Annotated in this window: 21 protein-coding genes; 17 read left to right on the forward strand and 4 right to left on the reverse strand. The window is 41.7% G+C overall.

Features of this window, described 5'->3' with window-relative positions; all coding sequences use genetic code 11:
• Positions 1-94: 94 nt before the first annotated feature.
• From bcsA to MIC7126_RS0107380, 6 genes are all read left to right on the forward strand, one after another.
• Complete coding sequence (gene bcsA, locus MIC7126_RS0107355) at positions 95-2692, forward strand: UDP-forming cellulose synthase catalytic subunit (protein ID WP_017652494.1); 2598 nt, start codon at positions 95-97, stop codon at positions 2690-2692.
• Positions 2693-3013: 321 nt separating this feature from the next.
• Positions 3014-3343 (forward strand): hypothetical protein, encoded by a 330-nt coding sequence (locus tag MIC7126_RS0107360; protein WP_026100098.1) that lies wholly within the window; start codon positions 3014-3016, stop codon positions 3341-3343.
• Between the two features lie 36 nt (positions 3344-3379).
• Positions 3380-3925, forward strand: coding sequence for a GIY-YIG nuclease family protein (locus MIC7126_RS0107365; protein WP_017652496.1), 546 nt, complete (start codon positions 3380-3382; stop codon positions 3923-3925).
• 129 nt (positions 3926-4054) lie between these two features.
• A complete protein-coding gene (locus tag MIC7126_RS27225) occupies positions 4055-4921 on the forward strand; it encodes an AraC family transcriptional regulator (protein WP_017652497.1) in 867 nt (288 codons plus the stop codon).
• Positions 4922-5047: 126 nt separating this feature from the next.
• Positions 5048-5650 (forward strand): GNAT family N-acetyltransferase, encoded by a 603-nt coding sequence (locus MIC7126_RS0107375; protein WP_017652498.1) that lies wholly within the window; start codon positions 5048-5050, stop codon positions 5648-5650.
• A gap of 7 nt (positions 5651-5657) precedes the next feature.
• Positions 5658-6371 (forward strand): SDR family NAD(P)-dependent oxidoreductase, encoded by a 714-nt coding sequence (locus MIC7126_RS0107380; protein ID WP_017652499.1) that lies wholly within the window; start codon positions 5658-5660, stop codon positions 6369-6371.
• A gap of 27 nt (positions 6372-6398) precedes the next feature.
• Here the strand turns inward: MIC7126_RS0107380 and MIC7126_RS0107385 are convergent, their stop codons facing one another.
• The gene (locus MIC7126_RS0107385; protein WP_040629725.1) at positions 6399-6983 is read right to left on the reverse strand and encodes an NUDIX hydrolase; all 585 of its coding nucleotides are present in this window, start codon (positions 6981-6983) and stop codon (positions 6399-6401) included.
• A 116-nt stretch (positions 6984-7099) separates the two neighbouring features.
• Between MIC7126_RS0107385 and MIC7126_RS0107390 the strand changes: the two genes are divergently transcribed.
• Positions 7100-8152 (forward strand): dipeptide epimerase, encoded by a 1053-nt coding sequence (locus MIC7126_RS0107390; RefSeq protein ID WP_017652501.1) that lies wholly within the window; start codon positions 7100-7102, stop codon positions 8150-8152.
• Positions 8136-9182, forward strand: coding sequence for an N-acetyltransferase DgcN family protein (locus tag MIC7126_RS0107395; protein WP_017652502.1), 1047 nt, complete (start codon positions 8136-8138; stop codon positions 9180-9182). Before MIC7126_RS0107390 ends, MIC7126_RS0107395 begins: the two co-directional genes overlap by 17 nt.
• Positions 9183-9283: 101 nt before the next feature.
• Here the strand turns inward: MIC7126_RS0107395 and MIC7126_RS0107400 are convergent, their stop codons facing one another.
• Positions 9284-9994, reverse strand: coding sequence for a pYEATS domain-containing protein (locus MIC7126_RS0107400; RefSeq protein ID WP_017652503.1), 711 nt, complete (start codon positions 9992-9994; stop codon positions 9284-9286).
• 127 nt (positions 9995-10121) lie between these two features.
• Between MIC7126_RS0107400 and MIC7126_RS0107405 the strand changes: the two genes are divergently transcribed.
• Positions 10122-11642 carry a M48 family metallopeptidase gene (locus MIC7126_RS0107405; RefSeq protein ID WP_017652504.1) on the forward strand — a complete coding sequence of 507 codons (1521 nt, stop codon included), beginning with the start codon at positions 10122-10124 and terminating at the stop codon, positions 11640-11642.
• A 70-nt stretch (positions 11643-11712) separates the two neighbouring features.
• A complete protein-coding gene (locus MIC7126_RS0107410; RefSeq protein ID WP_017652505.1) occupies positions 11713-12528 on the forward strand; it encodes a COP23 domain-containing protein in 816 nt (271 codons plus the stop codon).
• 61 nt (positions 12529-12589) lie between these two features.
• Here the strand turns inward: MIC7126_RS0107410 and MIC7126_RS0107415 are convergent, their stop codons facing one another.
• Entirely contained in the window at positions 12590-13468 is an 879-nt protein-coding gene (locus MIC7126_RS0107415) for a shikimate dehydrogenase (protein ID WP_017652506.1), read from the reverse strand.
• Between the two features lie 87 nt (positions 13469-13555).
• On the opposite strand from MIC7126_RS0107415, the gene MIC7126_RS0107420 reads away from it, so the two are divergent.
• Complete coding sequence (locus tag MIC7126_RS0107420) at positions 13556-14494, forward strand: alpha/beta fold hydrolase (protein ID WP_017652507.1); 939 nt, start codon at positions 13556-13558, stop codon at positions 14492-14494.
• Positions 14495-14644: 150 nt separating this feature from the next.
• Here the strand turns inward: MIC7126_RS0107420 and MIC7126_RS31200 are convergent, their stop codons facing one another.
• Positions 14645-14851 (reverse strand): hypothetical protein, encoded by a 207-nt coding sequence (locus MIC7126_RS31200; RefSeq protein WP_017652508.1) that lies wholly within the window; start codon positions 14849-14851, stop codon positions 14645-14647.
• 686 nt (positions 14852-15537) lie between these two features.
• Between MIC7126_RS31200 and MIC7126_RS0107430 the strand changes: the two genes are divergently transcribed.
• From MIC7126_RS0107430 to MIC7126_RS0107455, 6 genes are all read left to right on the forward strand, one after another.
• Positions 15538-15849 carry a BMC domain-containing protein gene (locus tag MIC7126_RS0107430; protein WP_017652509.1) on the forward strand — a complete coding sequence of 104 codons (312 nt, stop codon included), beginning with the start codon at positions 15538-15540 and terminating at the stop codon, positions 15847-15849.
• 86 nt (positions 15850-15935) lie between these two features.
• The gene (locus MIC7126_RS0107435; protein WP_017652510.1) at positions 15936-16286 is read left to right on the forward strand and encodes a carbon dioxide-concentrating mechanism protein CcmK; all 351 of its coding nucleotides are present in this window, start codon (positions 15936-15938) and stop codon (positions 16284-16286) included.
• Positions 16287-17061: 775 nt separating this feature from the next.
• Positions 17062-18249, forward strand: coding sequence for a HetZ-related protein 2 (locus tag MIC7126_RS0107440; protein WP_017652511.1), 1188 nt, complete (start codon positions 17062-17064; stop codon positions 18247-18249).
• A gap of 249 nt (positions 18250-18498) precedes the next feature.
• A complete protein-coding gene (locus MIC7126_RS32520) occupies positions 18499-19683 on the forward strand; it encodes an ATPase, T2SS/T4P/T4SS family (protein ID WP_017652512.1) in 1185 nt (394 codons plus the stop codon).
• Positions 19684-19964: 281 nt separating this feature from the next.
• A complete protein-coding gene (locus tag MIC7126_RS0107450; protein ID WP_017652513.1) occupies positions 19965-20648 on the forward strand; it encodes a Crp/Fnr family transcriptional regulator in 684 nt (227 codons plus the stop codon).
• A 167-nt stretch (positions 20649-20815) separates the two neighbouring features.
• The gene (locus tag MIC7126_RS0107455; RefSeq protein ID WP_017652514.1) at positions 20816-22600 is read left to right on the forward strand and encodes a M61 family metallopeptidase; all 1785 of its coding nucleotides are present in this window, start codon (positions 20816-20818) and stop codon (positions 22598-22600) included.
• Positions 22601-22637 lie beyond the last annotated feature (37 nt).

The raw sequence follows: 22637 nt of genomic DNA on the forward strand, positions 1-22637 counted from the left end.
TGTAGTCAGCACTTAAGTTCTGACTACAAGCTTTTTCATCGGTAATTGCTGTTGAGCAAATTCAAAATCTCACATTTAAAATCTCAGATTCAACATGTCTTCTTCTCCATACAAACCACCCCACCAACGCCCTAAATTAACTGACTGGCTGATTGACCTCACTCCCAGATTCTTTGACCGCACTCTCAAAAAAGCGAGTATACAACAGCTAAAGTTGCTTTCTCTGCTGCTAGTAGTGCTTTCCATACCACTGATTATTACTCCGCTAGAAGTTTGGCAGCAAGGCGTAGTAGCTGTTTTTTTAGTAATACTGGGTCAATTAATTATCAAAGCTGAGGATCAAGAATCTTCTGCTGATATGAGTCAGTATTATCATTTATTTCTGGTGTGGCTAAGTTTAGTCACAACTATGCGCTATCTTTACTACCGCACCAGCTATACTCTCAATTTTGATGGCTGGCTGAACAGTATTGCTTGTTTGCTATTGTTTGCAGCAGAATTGTATGCGATTTGTACTTTAGTTTTGGCGTACTTTCAAACCCTGAAAATCAAAGAACGTCAACCAGTCAATCTTGCAACTATTCCCGAAGCAGAATGGTTCAATGTAGATATTTACATCCCAACTTATAACGAAGATGTGGAGATTGTCCGCAAGACAGCACTAGCAGCTTTAGCTTGTGATTACAGTTCTGGGAAAAAAAAGGTTTATGTCCTCGATGATGGTCGTCCAGAAAGATATAAAGAAGATGACCCACGCCGAGAAAAGTTTACCGCCAGACGAGAAAAATTACGGCAGATGTGCGAGGAACTCGGCTGCATACATATGACGCGGGATAATAACAACCACGCTAAAGCCGGGAATATCAACACTGCACTGCGTAAAACTGGTGGCGATTTAGTGATGATTTTGGATTGCGACCACATCCCATCGCGCCAATTTATTCTACATACGGCGGGCTTTTTTTATGACCCGAAAGTGTCGTTTGTGCAAACTCCCCACTGGTTTTATAATCCTGATCCCTTCGAGCGCAATTTGTTTACTGGTGGGAGAATTCCTGTAGGTAATGAACTGTTTTATAAGGTACTGCAAAAAGGCAACGATTTTTGGAATGCTGCCTTTTTCTGTGGTTCTGCAGCGTTAATCCGCAAATCTCATCTTTTGGAAGTGGGAGGAATTGCTGTAGAAACGGTTACAGAAGATTGTCATACTGCTTTGCGGTTACATTCGCTTGGTTATAAGTCAGTTTATTACGACAAAATTATGGTAGCTGGCTTGGCACCAGAAACCTTTTCTTCTTATGTGGGTCAACAAGTCCGTTGGGCGCGGGGAATGGCGCAAATATTGCGTTTGGAAAATCCCTTTTTTAACCAAAAATTAAAGTTGAATTTAGCTCAACGGATTTGTTATCTCAGCGCCACTTCGCACTTTTTGTATGGATATCCACGATTGGTATATGCAGTTGCTCCCACTCTCTTTTTATTATTTGGGATTAACTCTGTTCAAGGTTTGGGTTTGGAAACTCTAGCCTATGCATTACCACATATTCTCCTTTCGCTTTTTGCTAATTACATCATCTACAAACGTGTCCGGTTCTCTTTCTGGAATGAGATTTTTGAATTTGCAATGGCTTTCCAGGCTGGGTGGGTGACTTTATTAGCGCTGATTAACCCGAAGATGGGTTCGTTTAACGTTACTGATAAAGGTATATCTGTTACTGAACGGATTTTTGATTGGGAATCGATGCGTGGTCTGTTAATTGTCGCGGGGGTGGTGACTTGCTCTTTGCTAGCTGTCCCCTATTGGCTATTACTGCGGCCAGAAGATTGGCAAGCGGTTTTAGTGAATACTATGTGGTCTGGTTTTAACTTGATTTTAGTGGTAGCAGCGTTGTTAGTTGGCTTTGAACAACCGCAAGTCCGCTCCTCTCACCGTTTACAGCGTCACCTGACTGTGATTCTTTCTAGTAACGACCAAGTGATTATGGGTGAGACGGTGAATATCTCGGAAACGGGGGCGCTGATTTCTTTGGAATCTTGGCCTAATTTACCAGATGAAGTGGATATCGAAGTTATGGGAGATTTCACTGCTAGTGCGGCTCTGACAGCGCGGATTATCCGAGTTTCTCCTGTGAATGACACAGAAACGCTGCTAGCAATCGATTTTATCAATCCCAATCGTGCTCAACTTGATGCTCTGTCGCTAGTTTTATATTCTGATGTGCGGGAATGGTATTCTCAGAAGCGGGAGGATGTCGATAAGCCTATGGCTTCCTTTGGTTTTCTGGCTACTAGTTTGACTCGCTCTTTGCGTGATATCAACAAAACTAACCGCAAGAAGGTACGCAAGCAAGTACATACGGCTAGTCAACTGTACTGGGATGGTCATTTTTTCTCTGGGGTAGCTACAGAGTTAGGAGTCACGGGTTTAAGGTTGGAGTTGGAGGATACAAAAGCTGTGTTTTCTGACAAAATTCTCGGACAACAGGATTTACACACGATGCGGACTGTGAAACCGTTGGTGGGTTTGCTATTGCATCAGGATGCAGAAAATCCTTCATCTAGTCGATTTGTGGCGGAAATTGCTGGGGTTGAGGAACAAGCAAGCGGTAAGATAGCGATCGAGTTCAATTTTCCAGAAAAGTTTAAGCAGCGTCAAGATACTAAGATTAAACAACTTTTACAGCTTTTGTAGTTGTGTAGTTTCACACTATATGCTTATTTTTTTATTTAGCCTGCAGATGCAGGCTTTTTTATTGGCGTAAAATTTGAGTGTTTTTCAACGCAGCGAAAAGTTGCGTGCGCGGGTTTCCCGCGTTGAGCAAAGTCCGGTGGTGGGGCGCTAAGGTACGCTGAGGGTTATTTGGGAAAATTCGGGATGGTGATGAAAATGAGGGAAGAGTGGGGTTGTGGGTGGGAGGGGTAGGTCTGTTAACTTTTATGGAAGTGCTTTGGGTAATAACTCATAAGATGCTATCTGTTTTCTATGATTGAGTTATTAAACAATATTTGCAAAATGCCTCTGAAAGTTGTCCACAATTTTGATGGTAGTTTTATTCTTGAACCTGAGTTGCAAGAAACTCTTGGCAAATTATTAGCGAATGAAAGTTTTTTAAATCAAGTAGCTCGGCAGTTACAGGTTAAAAAAGTTGAGTTTACAAAGTTGCTGTTTCAGCCTGTTCCTTATAGTTTGAATACTCCTAAAGGGATGCCGTCGGAGTTTGAGCAATACTATCAATCTGATGATTACGCTATCATCAATGTGCCGCCAAATTTTATGTTTAGCGCTAAGATTTTTAAACCTAGTCGTCTGTGTGCAATTTACAAAAAGTTTGGTGATGAATAATTATTTAGCTAGCTGTATAAAAGTTTGATTGAAGTTATGACTGCTGATATTGATGATGCTTCTTTGTTTACTTTAGAATATTTTCCTTATATTGACGATCGCGGTCAGTTACCTGATGTTTTTCAAGGTAAAATTGGGGCATATGCGATTTTTGATCAAGAGAAGGTGCTGCAATTTGTTGGTTATTCTCGTGATGTTTATCTCAGTCTCAAGCAGCATTTAATCCGTCAACCACAACAATGTTTTTGGGTGAAGGTGCAAACGATTGACCGCCCTAGTCGCGCAGTTTTAGAAAGTATTGAAAATGCTTGGATTGCTGAAAATGGTGGTGCGCCGTTGGGTAATGGCAATGATAAAGAAAAATGGACGCAGCCTATTGATACTAAATTGGTAATGTTACCTGAAGAACAGGTGAGTTATCAAAATCCAGTCAATGATGAATTGACGAAAATGAAAATTCTTAAAAATGTCGCTCGACGAGTAGAGACGGAAATTTTGGCTGTGTTAGAAGCTCGTGGTTTGCAAGTACAAATTCGCTTTAATCCTAAATTGAAGGAGGAAGGATTACTAGATTTGAAGTGAAGGTAGACAATCAGCACTGCCTAAATTATGGAATTTATACCAGAATCAGGCGTAATTTTATCGCAATTTGACTGAGTGCGATCGCCAAACGATGTAACCTTAATTGAGGTGCTTTTGGCTGTCGTTTTTATGTTGTTGAACTCACCTGATATCCGGGAAATTTATGGACTGAGTGCAATCTACTTACAACACCAGTTGTTAGCGGAGGGTGTTGAGTTTGCACACTTGCAACACCCTCCGACTGAAGAATCAGGTAGAACGGAACATCATCTAATTTTTATTCATACAGATGTTCCCCAAGGAACCTATCACGAACAGGTGACAGAAGGAATTTTTTCTGCAGGGGAACTAAAAACTGGGGATACAATTATTATTCCGGCTGGTGTGGACTGTAGAGCCAATTGGGATCGGGAGCATCGCTACTTGCTATTCGCTGTTGCACCACAAGTTTTTCAACAACAGTTAGGTGAGTTTGATAGTTTGCATGAAGTCGATTTGCGCCCGCAATTTTTTCTCCCTGATTCTCTACTTTACAACTTGGGAGTGGCGTTGCAGCAAGAAGTGGAAAATCCCGGTTTAGGTGGAAGGTTGTATGTCGATTCTCTGTTAACTACGCTCTCAATTCACTTAGCTCGCCACTACTGTACTTATAAAGCCCGCAAAATGACGATCGCCGGCTTGTCTACTTCCACCCTCAACCGAGTGTTGCAATACATTCATGCTCACCTTGATCAAGATTTGACTTTAGCAGAATTAGCAGCGATCGCTCAATTAAGTCCTAATTATTTTGCCATGCAGTTTAAGCAATCTACTAATATGGCACCACATCAGTATGTTTTGCGCCAACGTATTGCTACAGCGAAAACCCTATTGCTCAATGGACATAAAATTGCAGAGGTTGCTTACCAGCTTGGGTTCGCCCATCAAAGCCACTTCAACCGCCACTTTAAACGACTGCTTGGCTGTACACCCAAGCAATTTTTAGCCCAACAATAAACCTACCTTGAAAATATTCCGCCGCTTTCAATAAAAACGTGCTAAAAATCGGAAAAATGAGCAAGACAACTGACGTTATTGGGTTGTTCAATCAATTGAAGAACAATTCAGCAGTTAACCTCAGTCATGACCACGATAGACGCAATAATTCAAAAAACCGCAAGCATTCTTGCTCAGGGATTTGTAGATGATCCTATGTTAGCTTTTCTGTTTCCTGACCTTGATAGCCGTGTGACAGGATTAATCAATTGGTTTCAACTGTTTGTGAAAGATGGCTACAACCGAGGAACAGTTAGCCTCGCACCAGTAGACCAGGGTGCGATCGTTTGGTATCCTGCTGATATTCAGATTTTTGATCGCAGCTTTGAGGATCTGTTGCGTGAAGTTGTTGTTGTTGTAGAAAAATTTGGTGGGTTGGAAGCAGTGCAACGCTTTGAGCAATTGGCAAAAATTGTTGCCAGTGCTGAACCGGAAATCCCTCACAGTGAGGTCTTTTGGTTAGCAATGCTACCAGCAGTCCGTGGGCAAGGGTGGGGAGGAAAGCTGTTGCAATCAGTGCTTGAGTACAGCGATGCTCACCAAGTGGGATGTTATCTTGTGTCTTCTAATTCCCGCAATATCGGTTTTTATGAACGCTATGGATTTCGCCGACACTTACCATTATCAATGGGAGAGGGACTGGTGCTGACTCCTATGTGGCGCGAACCGCAAATTTCTTTGGACAATTGATTGAGCTATGCACGAGCAAAAAGTTGTAATTATCACGGGTAGTAGTCGCGGTATTGGGGCGGGATGTGCCCGTGAACTGGCGGCACAAGGATATATTGTATCGCTGATGGCGCGATCGCCCCAGGTGTTGAATTTGGCAACTGAACTGGGGGGAATTGCTATGCAAGGATCAATCACTAATCCCCAGGATTTACAGCAATTGGTCGAAACTACTCTCGCAAGGTTTCAGCGCCTGGATGCTGTGGTTAATAGTTTTGGCGACCCGCCTCGACCCGATTTACTTGACATTTCCGATGAAATGTGGATAGAAAATTTTGAAATGTTGTTTCTCAGTGTTGTGCGGCTGGCGCGATTAGTTACAACGCCGATGCAAACCCAGGGAGGGGGTGCGATTGTGAATATTTCTGCTTGTGACTCCCAAGAACCGAGTTTAGGAACGCCGTTCAGTGGTACATTGCGTGCGGCGATGGAGGGATTTACAAAATTGTATGCCAAGCGTTATAGAAGCGATCGCATCCGCATGAATTCCATCGCTCCTTATTTCGTCGCCGATTCTCTCAACGAGTTAGAGGGTTGGGATGTACCTACAGACTTGATGTGGGGAAGACCTGCAACCTATGCAGAACTAGCAAAAGTTGTGGTTTTTTTGCTTAGTGATGATGCTCAGTTTATCACTGGTACAACGCTAAAGGTTGATGAGGCTCGTTCTGTAATAATTTGAATATTGCAAGCAACAGGCAAATTATCATCACAAAGATGATGAATCATGGATAAATTTTAAACCTAAGAAGAGAGCGGCTATGGTTCCCGCTACGGAAATTTCACCTTGGGTAATTTTCTCGAAAACTGATTCTACAGGGATTAAAATTACTTCTATTTCTTCGGTGATATCAAAGTTTTGCTGACCAGTTTGCATGACATTTTCTGCTAAAAATAAATGTATTTGATTCGTATCTTTACTCGGTTTATCGTATAGGGTGGCAATTTTTTGAATTTGATGGGCAATATAACCTGTTTCTTCTTGTAATTCTCTAATTGCGGCTGATTCTGCGCTTTCTTGGGCTGGATCGAAACTGCCAGCGGGAAGTTCTATAAAAAAGTCTCCTATGGCATGTCTATATTGTCGAACAAAGACTATTTCTTTTTGAGCAGTAATTGGTAAAATTAATGCTACTTCTGGTTTAATGCTGACGAAAAAATCATCAATTATTTTGCCATTGGGTAATTCGATTTCGTCTTGTCTGACGTTGCACCAAGGATGTTCTAGCGCCATTTTTGAGGTTAATATTTTCCATTTTTTCAAGTTATATTTAGATGAATTGGTAGATGTCATACGCAGAACAATTTCTACAATAAAATCTGAATGTAAAAAAGTATAACAGATAGCTCAAAAAATCTAAAATTTGCACTTACACTGAATTTTGCCATCGCTAAAGATTGAGCAAAATTATGCAAGTGGAAGTAAAGCTATTTACAGTTAAAAAACGATTTCCCTTGACTATTAGTCGTGGCACAACGGCACAGACAACTAATGTATGGGTGAAAATTTGCCAGGATGGCGTTGAGGGCTGGGGGGAAGCGTCGCCCTTTGGTGTGGGGAATCATTCGCAATCGACACAGATAATTCAAGACGCCTTAGAGCAAGTTGCGCCTAGCTTGGATGCATTCAGTCCACTACAGCGTCAGGAAATTGAGCAGATATTGATTAAACAGCAAACTCCCTCATCGGTGAGAGCAGCGTTAGATATTGCCATGCATGATTGGCTGGGTAAAAGTGTCGGATTACCATTGTGGCAAATCTGGGGACTAAATCGCCATGCGATTGTGCCAACATCGGTAACAATAGGGATTAACTCACCAGATGGAGCTAAAACCAGAACACAAGACTGGTTGCAATTTATGGATGTTCGCCTGTTGAAAGTGAAGTTGGGGAATCCGGATGGTATCGATGCTGACCAGAAAATGCTCTTAGCGGTGCGGGAAGCAGCACCAGATATAGAATTGTTTGTTGATGCTAATGGGGGTTGGAATTTAGAAGATGCGATCGCTATGTCCAATTGGTTAGCTCAATTAGGTATAAAGTATGTAGAGCAGCCATTACCAAGAGGACAGGAAAAAAGTTTAGCTACACTCAAAGAGCATTCACCTCTGCCGATTTTTGTTGATGAAAGTTGCTTCACCAGCACTGATATTCCGCATTTGGCAAACTCCGTGGATGGGATTAACATCAAACTGATGAAATCAGGAGGCTTAACGGAAGCGATACGGATGGTACACACAGCGCGCGCCTACGGTTTGCAAGTGATGTTCGGGTGCTATTCCGACAGCACGCTAGCCAATACAGCCGCGGCCCATCTAGCCCCACTAGCTGATTATCTCGATTTAGATAGTCATCTCAATTTAATTGATGACCCCTTCATAGGTGCAATAGTCGCGGAGGGGAAAGTTTTACCGAACAATTTACCTGGCTTGGGAGTACATTACAGTGCGTCTGGCGCTTAATCAAAGAATAGCGATTCTGCTACATGAAGGAACTTGCGGGTCTCAGGGAAAAACTGGGCTGGCACTTTTACGCTACAGTGAAGCTCAAATTGTCGCCGTTATTGATCACGAATCTGCGGGCAAATCGTTAACGGAATTAACGGGTATTCAACGGGATGTACCGATTGTCGAGTCGGTAGCGGCTGCTCTAGAGTATAAACCTGAAGTCTTGGTGATTGGCATTGCTCCCAAAGGCGGTGCTGTCCCGGATAATTACTGGCACGAAATTAAAGATGCTTTGGACGCGGGGATGTCTTTGGTGAATGGTTTACATACACCATTAGCAACAATGAAGGAGTTAAATGAACTCCTCAAACCAGGACAACTAATCTGGGATGTACGCAAAGAACCACCAAATTTAGATGTTGCTAGCGGTTTAGCACGCAATTTGCCCTGTCGGCGAGTGTTGACGGTGGGAACAGATATGGCAATTGGCAAAATGTCAACTAGTTTGGAGCTACATTGGGCGGCAAAATTGCGGGGCTGGCGTTCTAAGTTTTTGGCTACGGGTCAAACTGGGGTGATGTTAGAGGGAGATGGAATCGCATTAGATGCTGTGCGAGTTGATTTCGCTGCTGGCGCGGTGGAACAAATGGTGATGCGTCACGGCAGAAATTATGACATCATCCACATTGAAGGACAAGGTTCACTGCTGCATCCTGGTTCGACAGCAACTTTACCGCTGATGCGTGGTTCTCAACCTACGCAATTAATACTAGTACATCGGGCTGGACAAACTCATAACCGAAATAATCCCCATGTGCCGATTCCACCTTTGACGAAGGTGATTCAGCTTTATGAAGCTGTGGCTACCGCTGGGGGTAGTTTTGCTGCAGTGCCTGTTGTGGGAGTAGCTTTAAATACAGCGCATTTAAGTGAAATTGCGGCACAGGAGGCGATCGCCCAAACTACAGCGGAGACTGGGCTACCTTGTACTGATGTGGTACGGTATGGGGCTGGGTTGCTGCTAGATGCGGTGATGCAGAGTTAGGTTTTGGTATTGCTTATGAAGAAATAGCAAACACATCAAAGCCTAAGACAAGGATAAACTCCCTGGCAACAGTGGGTTTATCTGTATAATTCAGAAGAAAACTATCCTGGTGGTCGTCCTGGTAAATCAAGATAGCGTGTCAGCCATAATGCTTCTTGATTTTTTCGTTCCACGTAAGCAATTATTGTGAACTCTCCCCAAATATTCAACCACAATTCAAACTGATTTTGAGGCGACTCGGTAGCAATAATTTGTTTTTTAAAAGAGTTATGCAAGCGATAAATAACACGAGTGCAATTATTAAAATCATCTTCTGAATAGGCTTCTAGCCATATCTTAACTCGATAAAGTCCAGGTTTGTCTGGAGTTCTAGATACAATTACTTCAGCTAAATGAATTAGATAGATACTCTCAGAAATACCTGTAGAGTTTTTTTGGTAGTTGAGAACTTTTTCGTTAATATTTTCAGGGATCTTAATACCACTCACACCTTCTGCAGTTGCCGTGCTTACCTGCTGATTTTTGATAGCAGGCGGGACATCTAGCTCCATAAAATTACCTAATTTAATTGCAGAGCCGTCTTGAATTCTGGTAATAAAAGCATTAAATAAACTACTAATTTGTTGGCTAAAATTTTTATTAATATATTTGATGATAAAAACCCAAAATAATAACCAGACTATGGTTTGCCAGAAAGGAACCCAACTTGCACCTAGTAGGTTTACGCCTTCGTGTTCCTGCTTAGGAATTTTTAATGGCGATGGTTCAATGGTTTGTGCGATGTGAAGAGTCTGAAAATTGTTTATTGTCATTATCCTGATAAACCTTATGTGACCAAAGTCAAGCTTATCACCAACAATATATAGCGGTCGCTGTATACGTATTTGCTTGATTCCTTATACTCTAAACAAAGAGCCTCTTGCATAAGTAAACCCCGGTATGAAACGAACCTGGAAGTCTCTGTTACTAACCTGTAATTGGATCTTGTTGTCAGTCGGGACATCAATTTTAATTATCCTGACGCAACCCACACCCAGTCCAGCGGAAGCACCACCCTCTCCTAGCGTTGCAGAAACTGCAGCCGAACCAATGCTGAGTGCGGGAAAAATTATCCGTCAGTTAAAATTGATACAAGCGGATAAGCTGTATTTGGCGGGACAGATACCAGAGGCAGAAAAAATTTATCGCCAAGCGAAGGAGCCGTTTGCTAAACATAATACATTGAAAGAGCGTAAATTTGCTGTCACAGATCCGGCGCAACTATCGCCAGGGGGTAAGGTATACTGGCGAGAATCAGAGGGAGGAATAGCAAATAATTTACAAACCAAGACTTTAGTACCTCTGCAATTGTTGGTGGAACAGTATCCAGAGTTTATTCCTGGACATATCCGCTTTGCTGAGGCGCTGAAGAAGTACGATCGCACTAAGGAATCATTAGATGTATTAGAACGCGCATCTTCGCTGTATCCAGACCAGCCAGATTTGATTAAAGCTAGAATTACCGCTTTGGGAGAGTCGAAAAAATGGATGGAAGCTTCTTTAGCAGCGCGTCAATTTGCGATTCTCAATCCCCAAAATCCCCAAGCGCCTGAGTTTTCTCAGTTAGCTGAAGTTAATCTCAATCGTTACAAAGCTTATATCCAAGAAGAGATACGGGGTAATGCGATCGCTAATATGATCACAGGTGCGGTGGGTTATGCGGTGACTGGTAGTTTATTAGGGCCATTGTCAGCAGTAGATTCTACCATATTATTGTTGCAAGGTGAAGAATCTATTGGCGAATCGGTGGCGAATCAAGCGAAAAAACAGTTAGATGTGGTGAAAGACGAAACTGTTTTAGCTTATGTGAACGAAATTGGACAGAAGTTGGCAAAAGTAGCGGGAAGGAATGAGTTTAAGTATGAATTTTTCGTGATTCCCCAACCAGAACTTAACGCTTTTGCGCTGCCTGGTGGGAAAATATTTATTAATGCAGGTGCGATCGCTAAAACTAATTCTGAAGCTGAGTTAGCTGGATTAATCGGTCATGAACTATCTCATGTGGTTTTATCCCACGGTTTTCAATTAGTTACTCAAGGGAATTTAATCGCTAATGTTACTCAGTATCTCCCTTTTGGCGGTACTATTGGTCAACTTTTTGCCTTGAGTTATAGCCGTGATATGGAACGTCAAGCTGATACTTTAGGCACACGGTTGATTGTCGCTGGTGGCTATGCTGCAGATGGTTTGCGTAATTTGATGGCGACATTAGAAAAACAACAAAAAAATGCACCTCCCAGTTGGTTGTCATCGCACCCAGGGGGTAATGAAAGAGTTAATTCTTTAGAAGATTTGATTTCTCGTAGTAGTTATAACCGCTACGCTTATGAGGGAGTAGCACGCCATGCAGAAATTAAAGCTACAGTCAAACAGTTACTCAAAGACAAAAAAGAACAAGACGAAAAAAAGCAGCGTTCTTGATGAACTAAAAAGCGAAACTTGCGTCAATTGAACTAACAATATTTTCGCTTTTTTCTACTGGAGGATGATTATGTCATCAAAACTGCTGTGCTTTGCATTTGTTGGCAGTTTGGGTTTATCTTTGCTTTTAGGTAATTCTATAGCGTTTGCTCAAGTTGTCGTTCCCACAGATTCAACAGGTGGTTCGTCGTTTCCCCCCAATGGGTCATCAGTTCCCATAGACACTTCCACTGGCGGTATTCCCACTTCTACTCCCGTTGACGGTGTGGCTCGGTTTTCCTGCCAAACTAACAATGGTCAGTATACCATTATGTATCAACCACAAAGTCAACCAGGACAATATTTTGCTTGGGCGACACCAGCGTCTTTGGGTGGGGGTTGGAATTCACAACTACGCTGTCAAACCATTGCTAATCGTTTAGAAACCTATCGCCCAGATGGGTTACAAGAATTACAAACAGCGGTGGAAAATAACGAAAATACAATTTGCGTTACCACCGAAGCTAATCCTACTTGTCGAATTGTGTTAACAGTACCACGTGGTAGAGATCCTTTTACTGTCCGCAATAGTGTTTTCCAAAACTTGATGACTGCTGATAGTGGACAACAAACTTTAGCGGTTAATACCTATGCAAATCGTGGTAGAGGGAACAATGATTTATATAATTTAGGTCGCACACTTTTAGGTGGTGGTAATAATCAGGTAAGTTCATCTCGACGCGGACTAAATCTGCAACCTTTTCTCGACCCCAAAGATGGTGGTAATGGTAGCGGATTAAAAAACGGGGTAGCGATTCGCTCTCGCGGTAATACTTCTAGCAGTGGTGCTAAAAATACCAATAATAGTAATAATCCCCGACTCGATCCTAATAGATTCCGTCGCTAAATTAATAGTCATGTTTTGCTCATAAAAACTCCATCCTAAAATTGGATGGAGTTTTTTATTTTTAGTTTAAACCTAGATGTTTTCGCAATGCTTGACGCATCACATCTACAGGAACTGATTCTGTTTGTAACCAGATTTTTAAAGCTGCTACTCCTTGTTGGACGAGCATTTCTAACCCATCAATGATAATTGCACCTTGCTTTTGGGCTTGTTGAAGAAATTGTGTGGGCTGAGGAATGTATATTAGATCGTAGGCGATCGCATTTGCTGATAAGCCCGCCATCTCTTCTCTACTCAAGGGCGAATTATCAATGTGGGGATACATCCCAATTGGGGTGGTGTTAACTAATAAGTTTGCTTGGGGAATCAATTTTGTCAATTTTTCCCAAGGATGAACTTGCAAATTCTCAATTATGGACGAATTGCGCCAACTATTGTAAAATGCTGTTAATTTTTCCTGATTGCGCCCCACAACATGAATTTCAGCGAAACCCAGTTGCTGACAACCTGCGACAACCGCTCTAGCTGCGCCACCATTACCTAAAATTACAGCTATCTGCTGACGCCAATCTTGGTGATAAGTTGTTTGCAGAGGTGCGATAAATCCTTCCACATCGGTATTTGTCCCTACCCAGCGCTGATTTTGGCGCGTGACGGTGTTCACCGCACCCACGGCTGTAGCCAGTGGAGAAATTTCAGAGAGTAGAGGTATAATTGCTTGTTTGTGGGGAATTGTCACACTAAAACCCACAACTCCAACAGCTGCAAAACCAGCGATCGCTATTTCTAAATTCTGTGGTTCTATAGGCAAAGGTAGATAAACATAGTCTAATCCCAATTGGGCGATCGCGGCGTTATGCATCAGTGGCGACAAAGAGTGTTCCACCGGATACCCAATCACTCCTAAAAGTTGAGTTTTACCTGTAATATTGTTTGTCATTTGTCATTGGTTATTGGTTATTTGTGATTTCTCTCCATCTCCGCAGTCGCTACAATTATTAACGGCTACTTAACATTTCTTTAGATTATGCAGGTAACTACCGCTTCTTCTACAGCCCCAATTCCTGGTCAATATTGGCAGTGGCGAGGGCACAATGTTTATTATGTCCGAGCGGGAGAGAAACAATTACAACGCCCACCTTTGTTGTTAGTGCATGGTTTTGGGGCTTCCACAGACCACTGGCGCAAGAATATCACAGGACTGTATCAGGATTTTGAAGTATTTGCGATCGATTTATTAGGATTTGGACGCTCTGCCAAACCCAAGTTGCAATATAGTGGTGATCTGTGGCGTGACCAACTCCACGATTTTATCAGTGAAGTCATTGGTCAAAAAACAGTCTTGGCGGGTAACTCTCTCGGTGGCTATGCTTGTTTATGTGTCGCAGCGCAATATCCTGACAGTGCGACTGGTTTAGTCTTGCTCAACAGCGCTGGCCCTTTTAGCACTCAACCATCCACAGCAGAGCCTGAAGCTTTACAATCACAAATTCAGCCACCTAAAGAAACTTCTAGCTTGCAAAAACTCTTGGGTAATAGTGTTAAATGGATGTTTCAACAACCTTTAGCCCAATTTTTGCTATTTCAATATGTGCGACAACGTTGGGTAATTCGCCAAACATTAGAAAAAGTTTATCTTGATCAAAGTGCAATTACAGATCAATTAGTAGAAGAAATTCACCGCCCTGCTGATGATATTGGTGCTTTAGACGTATTTGTTTCAGTTTTTAGCACTCCCCAAGGCGAGAAAGTTGATTTGTTATTACAGCAATTAACTTGTGATTTATTGCTATTGTGGGGAGAAGCCGACCCCTGGATGAATTGTCGAGAACGCTCCCAAAAGTTTCGTCAATATTATCCGCAATTAACAGAATATTTTCTCACAGCGGGTCACTGTCCCCACGATGAAGTACCGCAGCAGGTAAACTCTCTTTTACGCGACTGGGTGTTGTCGATTAAACAATGAAAGGAAACAGGGAACAGGGAACAGGGAACAGGGAACAGAGAGTAGAAAAGGTACTTTTGCAAGAGGTTTAATCAGCAATAGGTAATAGAGAAAAGTAGAAAACACCAAGATAGCCTGGATTTTTTAATTACGAATTAAGATAACTAGGTTTTAATTTTGATTAACACCAAAGGTGGTTTTTTTAGCTTCTTGCTCTATTTGCTCACTAATAATCTCTGTACCTATTGCAGGTTTATCCAAGTTAACCCTTACATTTGTTGGCTGGCTATTTATGATCGCCTTTGCATCACAAGCAACAGAAATTATTGATATGAGCGTAGCCAAAATAATTTTCGACCAAAATTTATCATCTACCATTAAAGTTTTCCCGTCAAATATGCAGTTGTTTGATTTTTATAGCATTTGTTAACCCATAACTACATCAATAGACTTCTTGCAGAAGTCGGGAACTCTTAACAAGGAACAGTGAACAGGGAACAGAGAGTAAAAAAGTTACTTTTGCAAGAGGTTTAATATAGTTGAAAAACTACTATTAACGCCAAAAACCTGGTCATTAGTGACCAGGTTCGCTCAAGTTCGCAGGTTTCAAGTTTTTAAACTGGTTAATAAACAACTAGGGTGGACATAGCAACTAGTAAACTCAGCATTTCTTAGTTTCTCCGCTTTGGGATTTGGCTTGATCTTTATCTACCAAGATTTTGCCACTTTCAAATTATGATGCTGATATTTACTTGGGTTGATGACGGGTGACACCGAGTCATTTACCCATTAAGTTTTGTTTGATGATTTGTTGGTGTCTTACTCTTCTAAGTTAGCAGTTTGATCGCTAGTCACAAAGCATTATTTACCAAAGTTGATGTTTTGTTGTTTTTTGCAATGTTGCCCAGCGATCGCCGATAATTCCCTACATCATTCCTAGCTAACTAGCAAAAAAATTTTGACAAAAATACCTGAAGTTCCACAAAGTTGCATAAAATGTCAAAATTGGGACTAAACCCTCGTACAATTGATATTACTTATCCTTAATTCAGGAGAGTTAAGCCATGCCAATGGCGGTGGGCGTAATTGAAACATTAGGTTTTCCTTCCGTGTTAGCTGCAGCAGATGCAATGGTAAAAGCTGCCGCAGTCACATTAGTGTATTATGGTCAAGCTGAAAGTGCTCGCTTGCTAGTCGCTGTTCGGGGACAAGTTGCGGAAGTCAAAACAGCAGTTGAGGCAGGAATTGCCGCAGGAGAGGAAGTTAAGACTGGTACAGTCATCACCCATTACATAGTTCCTAATCCCCCAGAAAATGTGGAGACGATCCTACCCATCCACTTCACAGCCAAATCGGAACCCTTCCGAATGTTCTAGAAAAATTCGCCAGGAAAATCTGTAGCGAAGCTGCGTACAATTATATTCACGGCGCCACATAGGTTTATTCATACAGGAGATTTTTAATGTCACTACAGGCAGTTGGAGCACTGGAAACCAAGGGTTTTCCTGCTGTATTAGCAGCAGCAGATGCAATGGTCAAAGCTGGTCGAGTTACTTTAGTTGGCTATATTCGGGTGGGTAGTGCTCGGTTTACAGTCAACATTCGCGGAGACGTTTCTGAGGTGAAAACTGCTATGGCTGCGGGTGTGGAAGCCGCAGAAAATGTCTATGGCGGTACTCTAGAATCCTGGGTGATTATTCCTCGTCCCCATGAAAACGTCGAAGCGGTGCTACCAATTGCGTACACAGACGCCGTTCAACAATATCGAGAATCTGTAGAAAACCCCATAGTCAGACCTGGCAATGGGAGATAGCACAAAAGCTATACGGCTGTAAAGACCGATCTGCAAAATAGACACTGGCGAAAATTAGACCACAGAAAAGTCAGAGCAGTAAAAACCACAGCTTTGAAGTTATATGCAATACAGATAGCTAAGGGTGTTCTACCATACTAATCTGTGGCTTATTTTTCCATGAGTATGATCTTTGCAATTACCCTAATGTCTGCGAACACAATTGAGAGCAGCTAAAATATAGTATTAGTTATTACCGGAACTTAAAATAAAAGTTAAGTAAAAATATCACCCCCATGGGTACTTTCAAATTTCCCACGATTCGATACATAATAACAACCTGTACCCTGCCTTGGATTCAGACAAGACACAAGGTTAGGAACGAAAACTGATCAAATTTACGGATTTATACCGAAAAAATTACATGAGAGTGAAACTTATGTCTGTAAAACTACGTCTTGATAGGAGTGAATCATCATAGCTCCTCTAAAATCAGGAACAGAATATCAGTTTTTCTCAAACCCTCTACACTAATAGAGTTTGCTTATTTGCCGCCAGCAGATTAGTTTCTGCGAGGGCCAATGTGTAAAGTTACAAAACTTCAGAATTTGCATGATTTCCGAAAACCATAGCAAGAAGCATTTCCAGGAGTTAGAGAGGAAACTTATCGTCACAATAGGTAAATTCCTGCATAAAGTTAGTCAATCTAGACGTAATAAAAGTGGAATCGTTGAGATGTCTTCTGGCAGAAGATGAAAAGAGGGGCAACTACCAGCTAAAACATTAAGTGCGACAAATGGGGGTTGTGATGCAAACTTTAGAACAGGGTTTTGAGGAGCGCAATCTCGCTATGGTAACAGAAGGAGAAAACCTAGCGCAAAATTGGCAAAAACGTTTAGCGGCAGAATGTCCAGAACAGAGTGCAGCTATGAGAGAAAGTATAGTTCTCTGGCTTCTGGGGCGTGACCATCAGCGGTTTAATCTGCTCAACCCCAAAGAATTAGAGATCGCCAAGCAAGCAATGGAATACCGCTATCGGATATTACTACAGCGTTACTTGGGGATGTCTAGAGAACGCGCTTATCGTAACTTAATTACGCGGCTGGCGAGTTTGGTAACGTTGCGGAATAAAATTCAGACTTGGGTATCACTGAGCCGCGATCGCCAGCGTAGTGTTGTTGATGTGTTACAAGAGGTAATTCAAGAATTATTACAAGGTGATAGCTACATTCAAGATCAAATGGCGCGGATTGGCGAAATCACAACGGACAAGCGACTAAGAGATACCCTGCTGTTCGCCAGTATAGAGGAATATGCTCTACGACCAGTGCGTAATCAACCCCTACTGGCCTATCGCTTCGTCAACTACCTGCGACGTACCCAGCGCGGTGGCTTGACCCAAGTACCAGGTAGCGACTTGATTAGGCTAGTTTCCGAAGAAATTCTTACAGATGATAACGACAACCGGGTAAATTTAGTAGATACTCAAGCGATCGCCGAATATCAACAAGCGCAACAACTAGAAGAACAACAAGCACTGCGTCAGGGAGTGCAAAAAGAATTTGAAAATTATTTACAAGAAAATCTCGATGCAGAAGCCGTGCAATGGTTACAACTCTATCTGCAAGGTAAAACCCAAGACGAGATTGCGAGAAAACTCAACAAACCAATTAAGGAAATATACCGTCTGCGAGAAAAAATTAGTTACCATGCAGTGCGTGTATTTGCCCTCAAAGATCAACCAGAATTAGTCGATAACTGGCTCTCAATTTCCCTCAAAGAGCATAACCTAGGACTGACACCAAACCAATGGCAACAACTTTATACACAATTGACTCAAACCGGGCGACAAGTCCTAGATTTGCAAAAAGCCGGTAACTCCATAGAAGCGATCGCCCAACAGTTAAAACTCAAAACCCATCAAGTGATGGGCGAATGGACAAAAGTCTACCTCGCAGCCCAAGCCTTAAGAACTCAACACTAACTCAATCAAGATGAGTTTGTAGTCAGCACTGGAGTGTCTAAAAATCTACCGACTTTAGTCCTGACTACGAGCGATTCACCTTTGAGAGACACAGTACTAATATCAAACTTAGCAAGATTTAGTAGGGATACAGCATCCATAATCTGGCGATTGACAAATAGCTGGCATCTGTAATTAAAGTATTTTTATTTACTCCCAACTAACTTAGAGCCAAAATAGTAGAGAAGCAAATATTTGGCAATCAAATCTATGTCGTCTTCTGAGGGCAAATTCACCAACACCGCAGCGATGGGACAGCCAACATCAGCGCCCACTCCTGAGCAAAAGGATTTACTAAGCGATCGCCACCAGATATACTCTCTAATTGATAGCCTCTTATCCTTTGAAGCTTGCTTATATCACCAAATTTTGCCCCTCAAACTAGGGGACAACAAGCTGTTGCTGGGTATGGTCTCACCACAAGAGAGCGAAGCCCTAGACTATGCGAATCGGATTTTGTCCTCTATTCATTGCACGATGGTTGTAGAGCCAATCGCCGCTGACCTCCACCACACCATACTCTCAGCTTACTTAAACCACAAAAATACATCCCCCTCACAAGCCAAACCAGCACAGCAGCTAACAGAAGAATTGAGCCACAACAGCACAACTGTTACCAAAAACAACTGGGAAATTATTACAAATCATCAAGAAATATTACCAAATTCCTATTCACAAGCAGAAAACTTATCTGAAACTACCACCCTCATCAGTACCTTTAGCAAAAATAAAGAAGCAAAAACCGAACCAGCCCAGCTACGGCAAAATTCAACCGCTTTGTCAGTGCAAATCCCAGAGATATTAAGTCCTATTGAATTATTACCAAAATTACCACCAAAAAGATTATTAGAAGAACTATTAGGACGGGTACTGGCTGGAGGAATTGGTCGCCTGTATTTAGAAAGACAGCCTTATCAAGGCAAAATACTTTGGAGCGACAATGGAGTTTTACAATCTGTCATTGAAAATTTGCCCCTTTCTGTTCTGCAAGGAGTGCTGAATGAATTAAAGCGATTTGCAGGCTTACCCATCACCACAATTACCGAGCCAAAACAAATAGAAAAAGAATGTTTACATCAACAAAAACGGTTATTATTACGCCTGCGAGTGATGCCAGGAATTTATGGCGAAGAAGCTACACTACAAGTATTGCGAGGAGCAGCACTAAAATTTTATCAACAACAGCAATTGGGTCATGTGAGTCGTGACACCTTAAGCATTGCTCAACAACTAAACTTAAAGTTGCACGAATTGCAACAACGACTGGTTGTCAATTCCAGTCTGCAATCTGACCAGTTAAATGCTTTGCTGACTCTGAACAAACTCATGGCTAACATAGACCAACAAATCAAAACTATGGCTGCAATTAACCAACCGGACGACACAATTAAATAATTTATAAATCAGTTAGCAAACATCAACCAAACTCTATCCTGAAAGGTAAATATACCTGCAATTGTCACAAATAAAAAATAACGCTATCCCTTAGTTAGCTTGATTTGCGTCCACATATTTAATTCAGTAAAACCGCTGATTGCGATCACAGACCTAATTGTTATGTTGTAGTGTAAATCCAGACAACAAATTCTGGAAATTTAAAGCTAAAATTACAACATTTTGGCTTTGATAATTAGTCAAAAATTACTATTTTTAAACTGCTTTTTTGTACATATTTCATGCAAACAGAGGTTTTTAGCGAACTTTTTCCCTTACTGAGTACAGCCAATCCACAAAGTCTGGAATGGCTACTCAACGTAGCCACTGACCACGAATACCCGCCTGAGAGAGCCGTTTTAATGGAAGATGCTTGGGGTAATGCGGTTTACTTCGTTGTTTCCGGTTGGGTCAAAGTTAGACTTAACTCTGGAAGCGATTCTGTGGCTTTGGCGATATTAGGGCGGGGTGATTTTTTTGGCGAAATGGCCATTCTCGATGAATCTCCGCGCTCCACCGATGTCATTGCTCTGTCACCTGTGAAATTATTAAGCATTTCCAGAGAACGGTTTATTCAAATTTTATTTAAAGACCCGCATTTACATCACCGAATGTTACAACTGATGGTGCGACGTTTACGGCAAATTAATTTGCGATTACAAATGCGGTCTGCACCACCAGCGGTGAAACTAGCGCAAATTCTAGTTAGTTTAAGCGAAAACTATAGTCACAAATCAGACAAAGACAGAGAAATTTTTAACCTTTCCCATAAAGATCTAGCGCAGGTGGCAGATATTAGTGTGGACGAAGCCGCTAAAATTATGGAAAAGCTCCATGAGAAAGGTTGGATTAAAATCGACACAATTAACAACGCGATTTATCTGCTCAATTTTCCACAATTGGTGAATTTAGCTGGCAAAGTCTAAGAAATTTTGGCACAGGATGGGATAAAAAACCTAATTACCTTGTGGTTGGGGTATTTTAGCTGATAGCCGACAGTCTTTATACCTCAGTTGACTCTTGACTCCTGACCTTTAACTCCTGACTATATTCTAATAACTCAGAACTCAGAATTCAGGACTCAGTACTCAAGATGACTGAAGCAACCGCATTGCGTTGGCAAAACCGCCCTCACGAAAACTTGCCAACTATCCATTATCTCGTGGCTATGCCTCAACCAGAAACCCATCTGTTTGAGGTGACTTTGCAGATTGTAGATTATCAATTGCCAATTTTGGATTTAAAACTGCCGGTGTGGACGCCTGGCTCTTATTTGGTGCGAGAATATGCGAAAAATTTGCAAGATTTCGCCGTTTTTGCCGCAGATAAACCGTTATCTTGGCGAAAAATTAGTAAAAATCATTGGCAGGTAGAAACAGGTAATGTTACTCAATTAACTGTACACTACCGAATTTTTGCTAATGAACTATCAGTCAGAACAAATCATTTAGATTCTACCCACGGTTATTTTAATGGGGCGGCGATATTTTTTCGGCTACTGGGATGGGAACAGCAACCAATTCGGGTGACGATTACACCAGCGCGTCCAGAATGGTTAGTAACTACGCCTTTACCATCAGACCCGGAGCTAGCTAATACTTTTTATGCGGCAGATTTTGATACTCTGGTTGACAGCCCGTTTGAAATTGGTACTCACCAGTTGTATCAGTTTGAAGTTTTGGGTAAATCTCATGAATTAGCAATCTGGGGGGGAGGAAATTTCCAGCCACAGGAAATGATTGCGGATATTGAAAAGATTATCCATGTGGAAGCACAGATGTTTGGTGGCTTGCCTTATGAAAGGTACGTGTTTATCTTACATTTATTTCACCAAGCCTATGGTGGTTTGGAGCATAAAACATCTTGCTCATTGATTTATCATCGTTTTGGGTTTCGCAATCGAGAAAAATGCGATCGCTTTCTACAATTGGTCGCCCATGAATTCTTTCACTTGTGGAATGTCAAGCGGATTCGTCCCCAAGCTTTGGAAGTTTTTGATTATGATCAGGAGAACTATACACCTTCTCTGTGGTTTTGTGAGGGGACTACGAGTTATTACGACTTATTGATTCCTTTGTGGGCAGGAATTTATGATGTAAAGTCGTTTTTAAATCATTTGAGCCAGGAAATTACTAAATTTCTCACCACACCAGGGCGGAAAGTGCAATCACTTTCGGAATCAAGTTTTGATACTTGGATTAAGCTTTATCGCCCAGATGCAAATAGTGCTAATTCGCAAATTTCCTATTATTTAAAAGGAGCAATAGTTTCTTTGTTCCTAGATTTGTTAATTCGTTCCGAGTCCCAAAATCGCCGCTCCTTAGATGATGTGATGCGGAAAATGTGGCAACAATTCGGTGTAGATGAAATTGGCTATACACCAGAACAATTGCAGTCAGTAATTGCATCGGTAGCTGAGAGAGATTTGACAGATTTCTTTAAACGCTATATTGATGGCACAGAAGAATTACCCTTTAATGAATATTTAGCACCTTTTGGTTTGCAATTGGTAGCAGAATCGGCAGAAGAACCTTATTTAGGTGTCAGGGTAAATAATGAAAATGGACGGGAGATGATTAAATTTGTCGAGGTCGGCTCACCTGCACAATTAGCAGGAATTGATGCAGGTGATGAGTTGTTGGCGATTAATGGGATGAAGGTAATGGGTGGGGGATTAGGCGATCGCCTCAAAGATTACCAGCCAAATGATACAATCCAGGTTACGGTTTTTCACCATGATTTACTCCGTTCTTTGAGTGTGACTCTCGCTCCCTCAGTTCCTAGCAAATATCAAGTGATTTCAATACCAAATCCTGATTTGGTGCAAAGAGATAATTTAGCTGGCTGGTTGGGTTCCCGGATTGCTTCCGTAGATTAGGTTTTGAAAAAGTATTGCTGGAAACTTGACAAAAATC

Source organism: Fortiea contorta PCC 7126 (assembly GCF_000332295.1).
In the GTDB taxonomy this organism is placed as follows: domain Bacteria; phylum Cyanobacteriota; class Cyanobacteriia; order Cyanobacteriales; family Nostocaceae; genus Fortiea; species Fortiea contorta.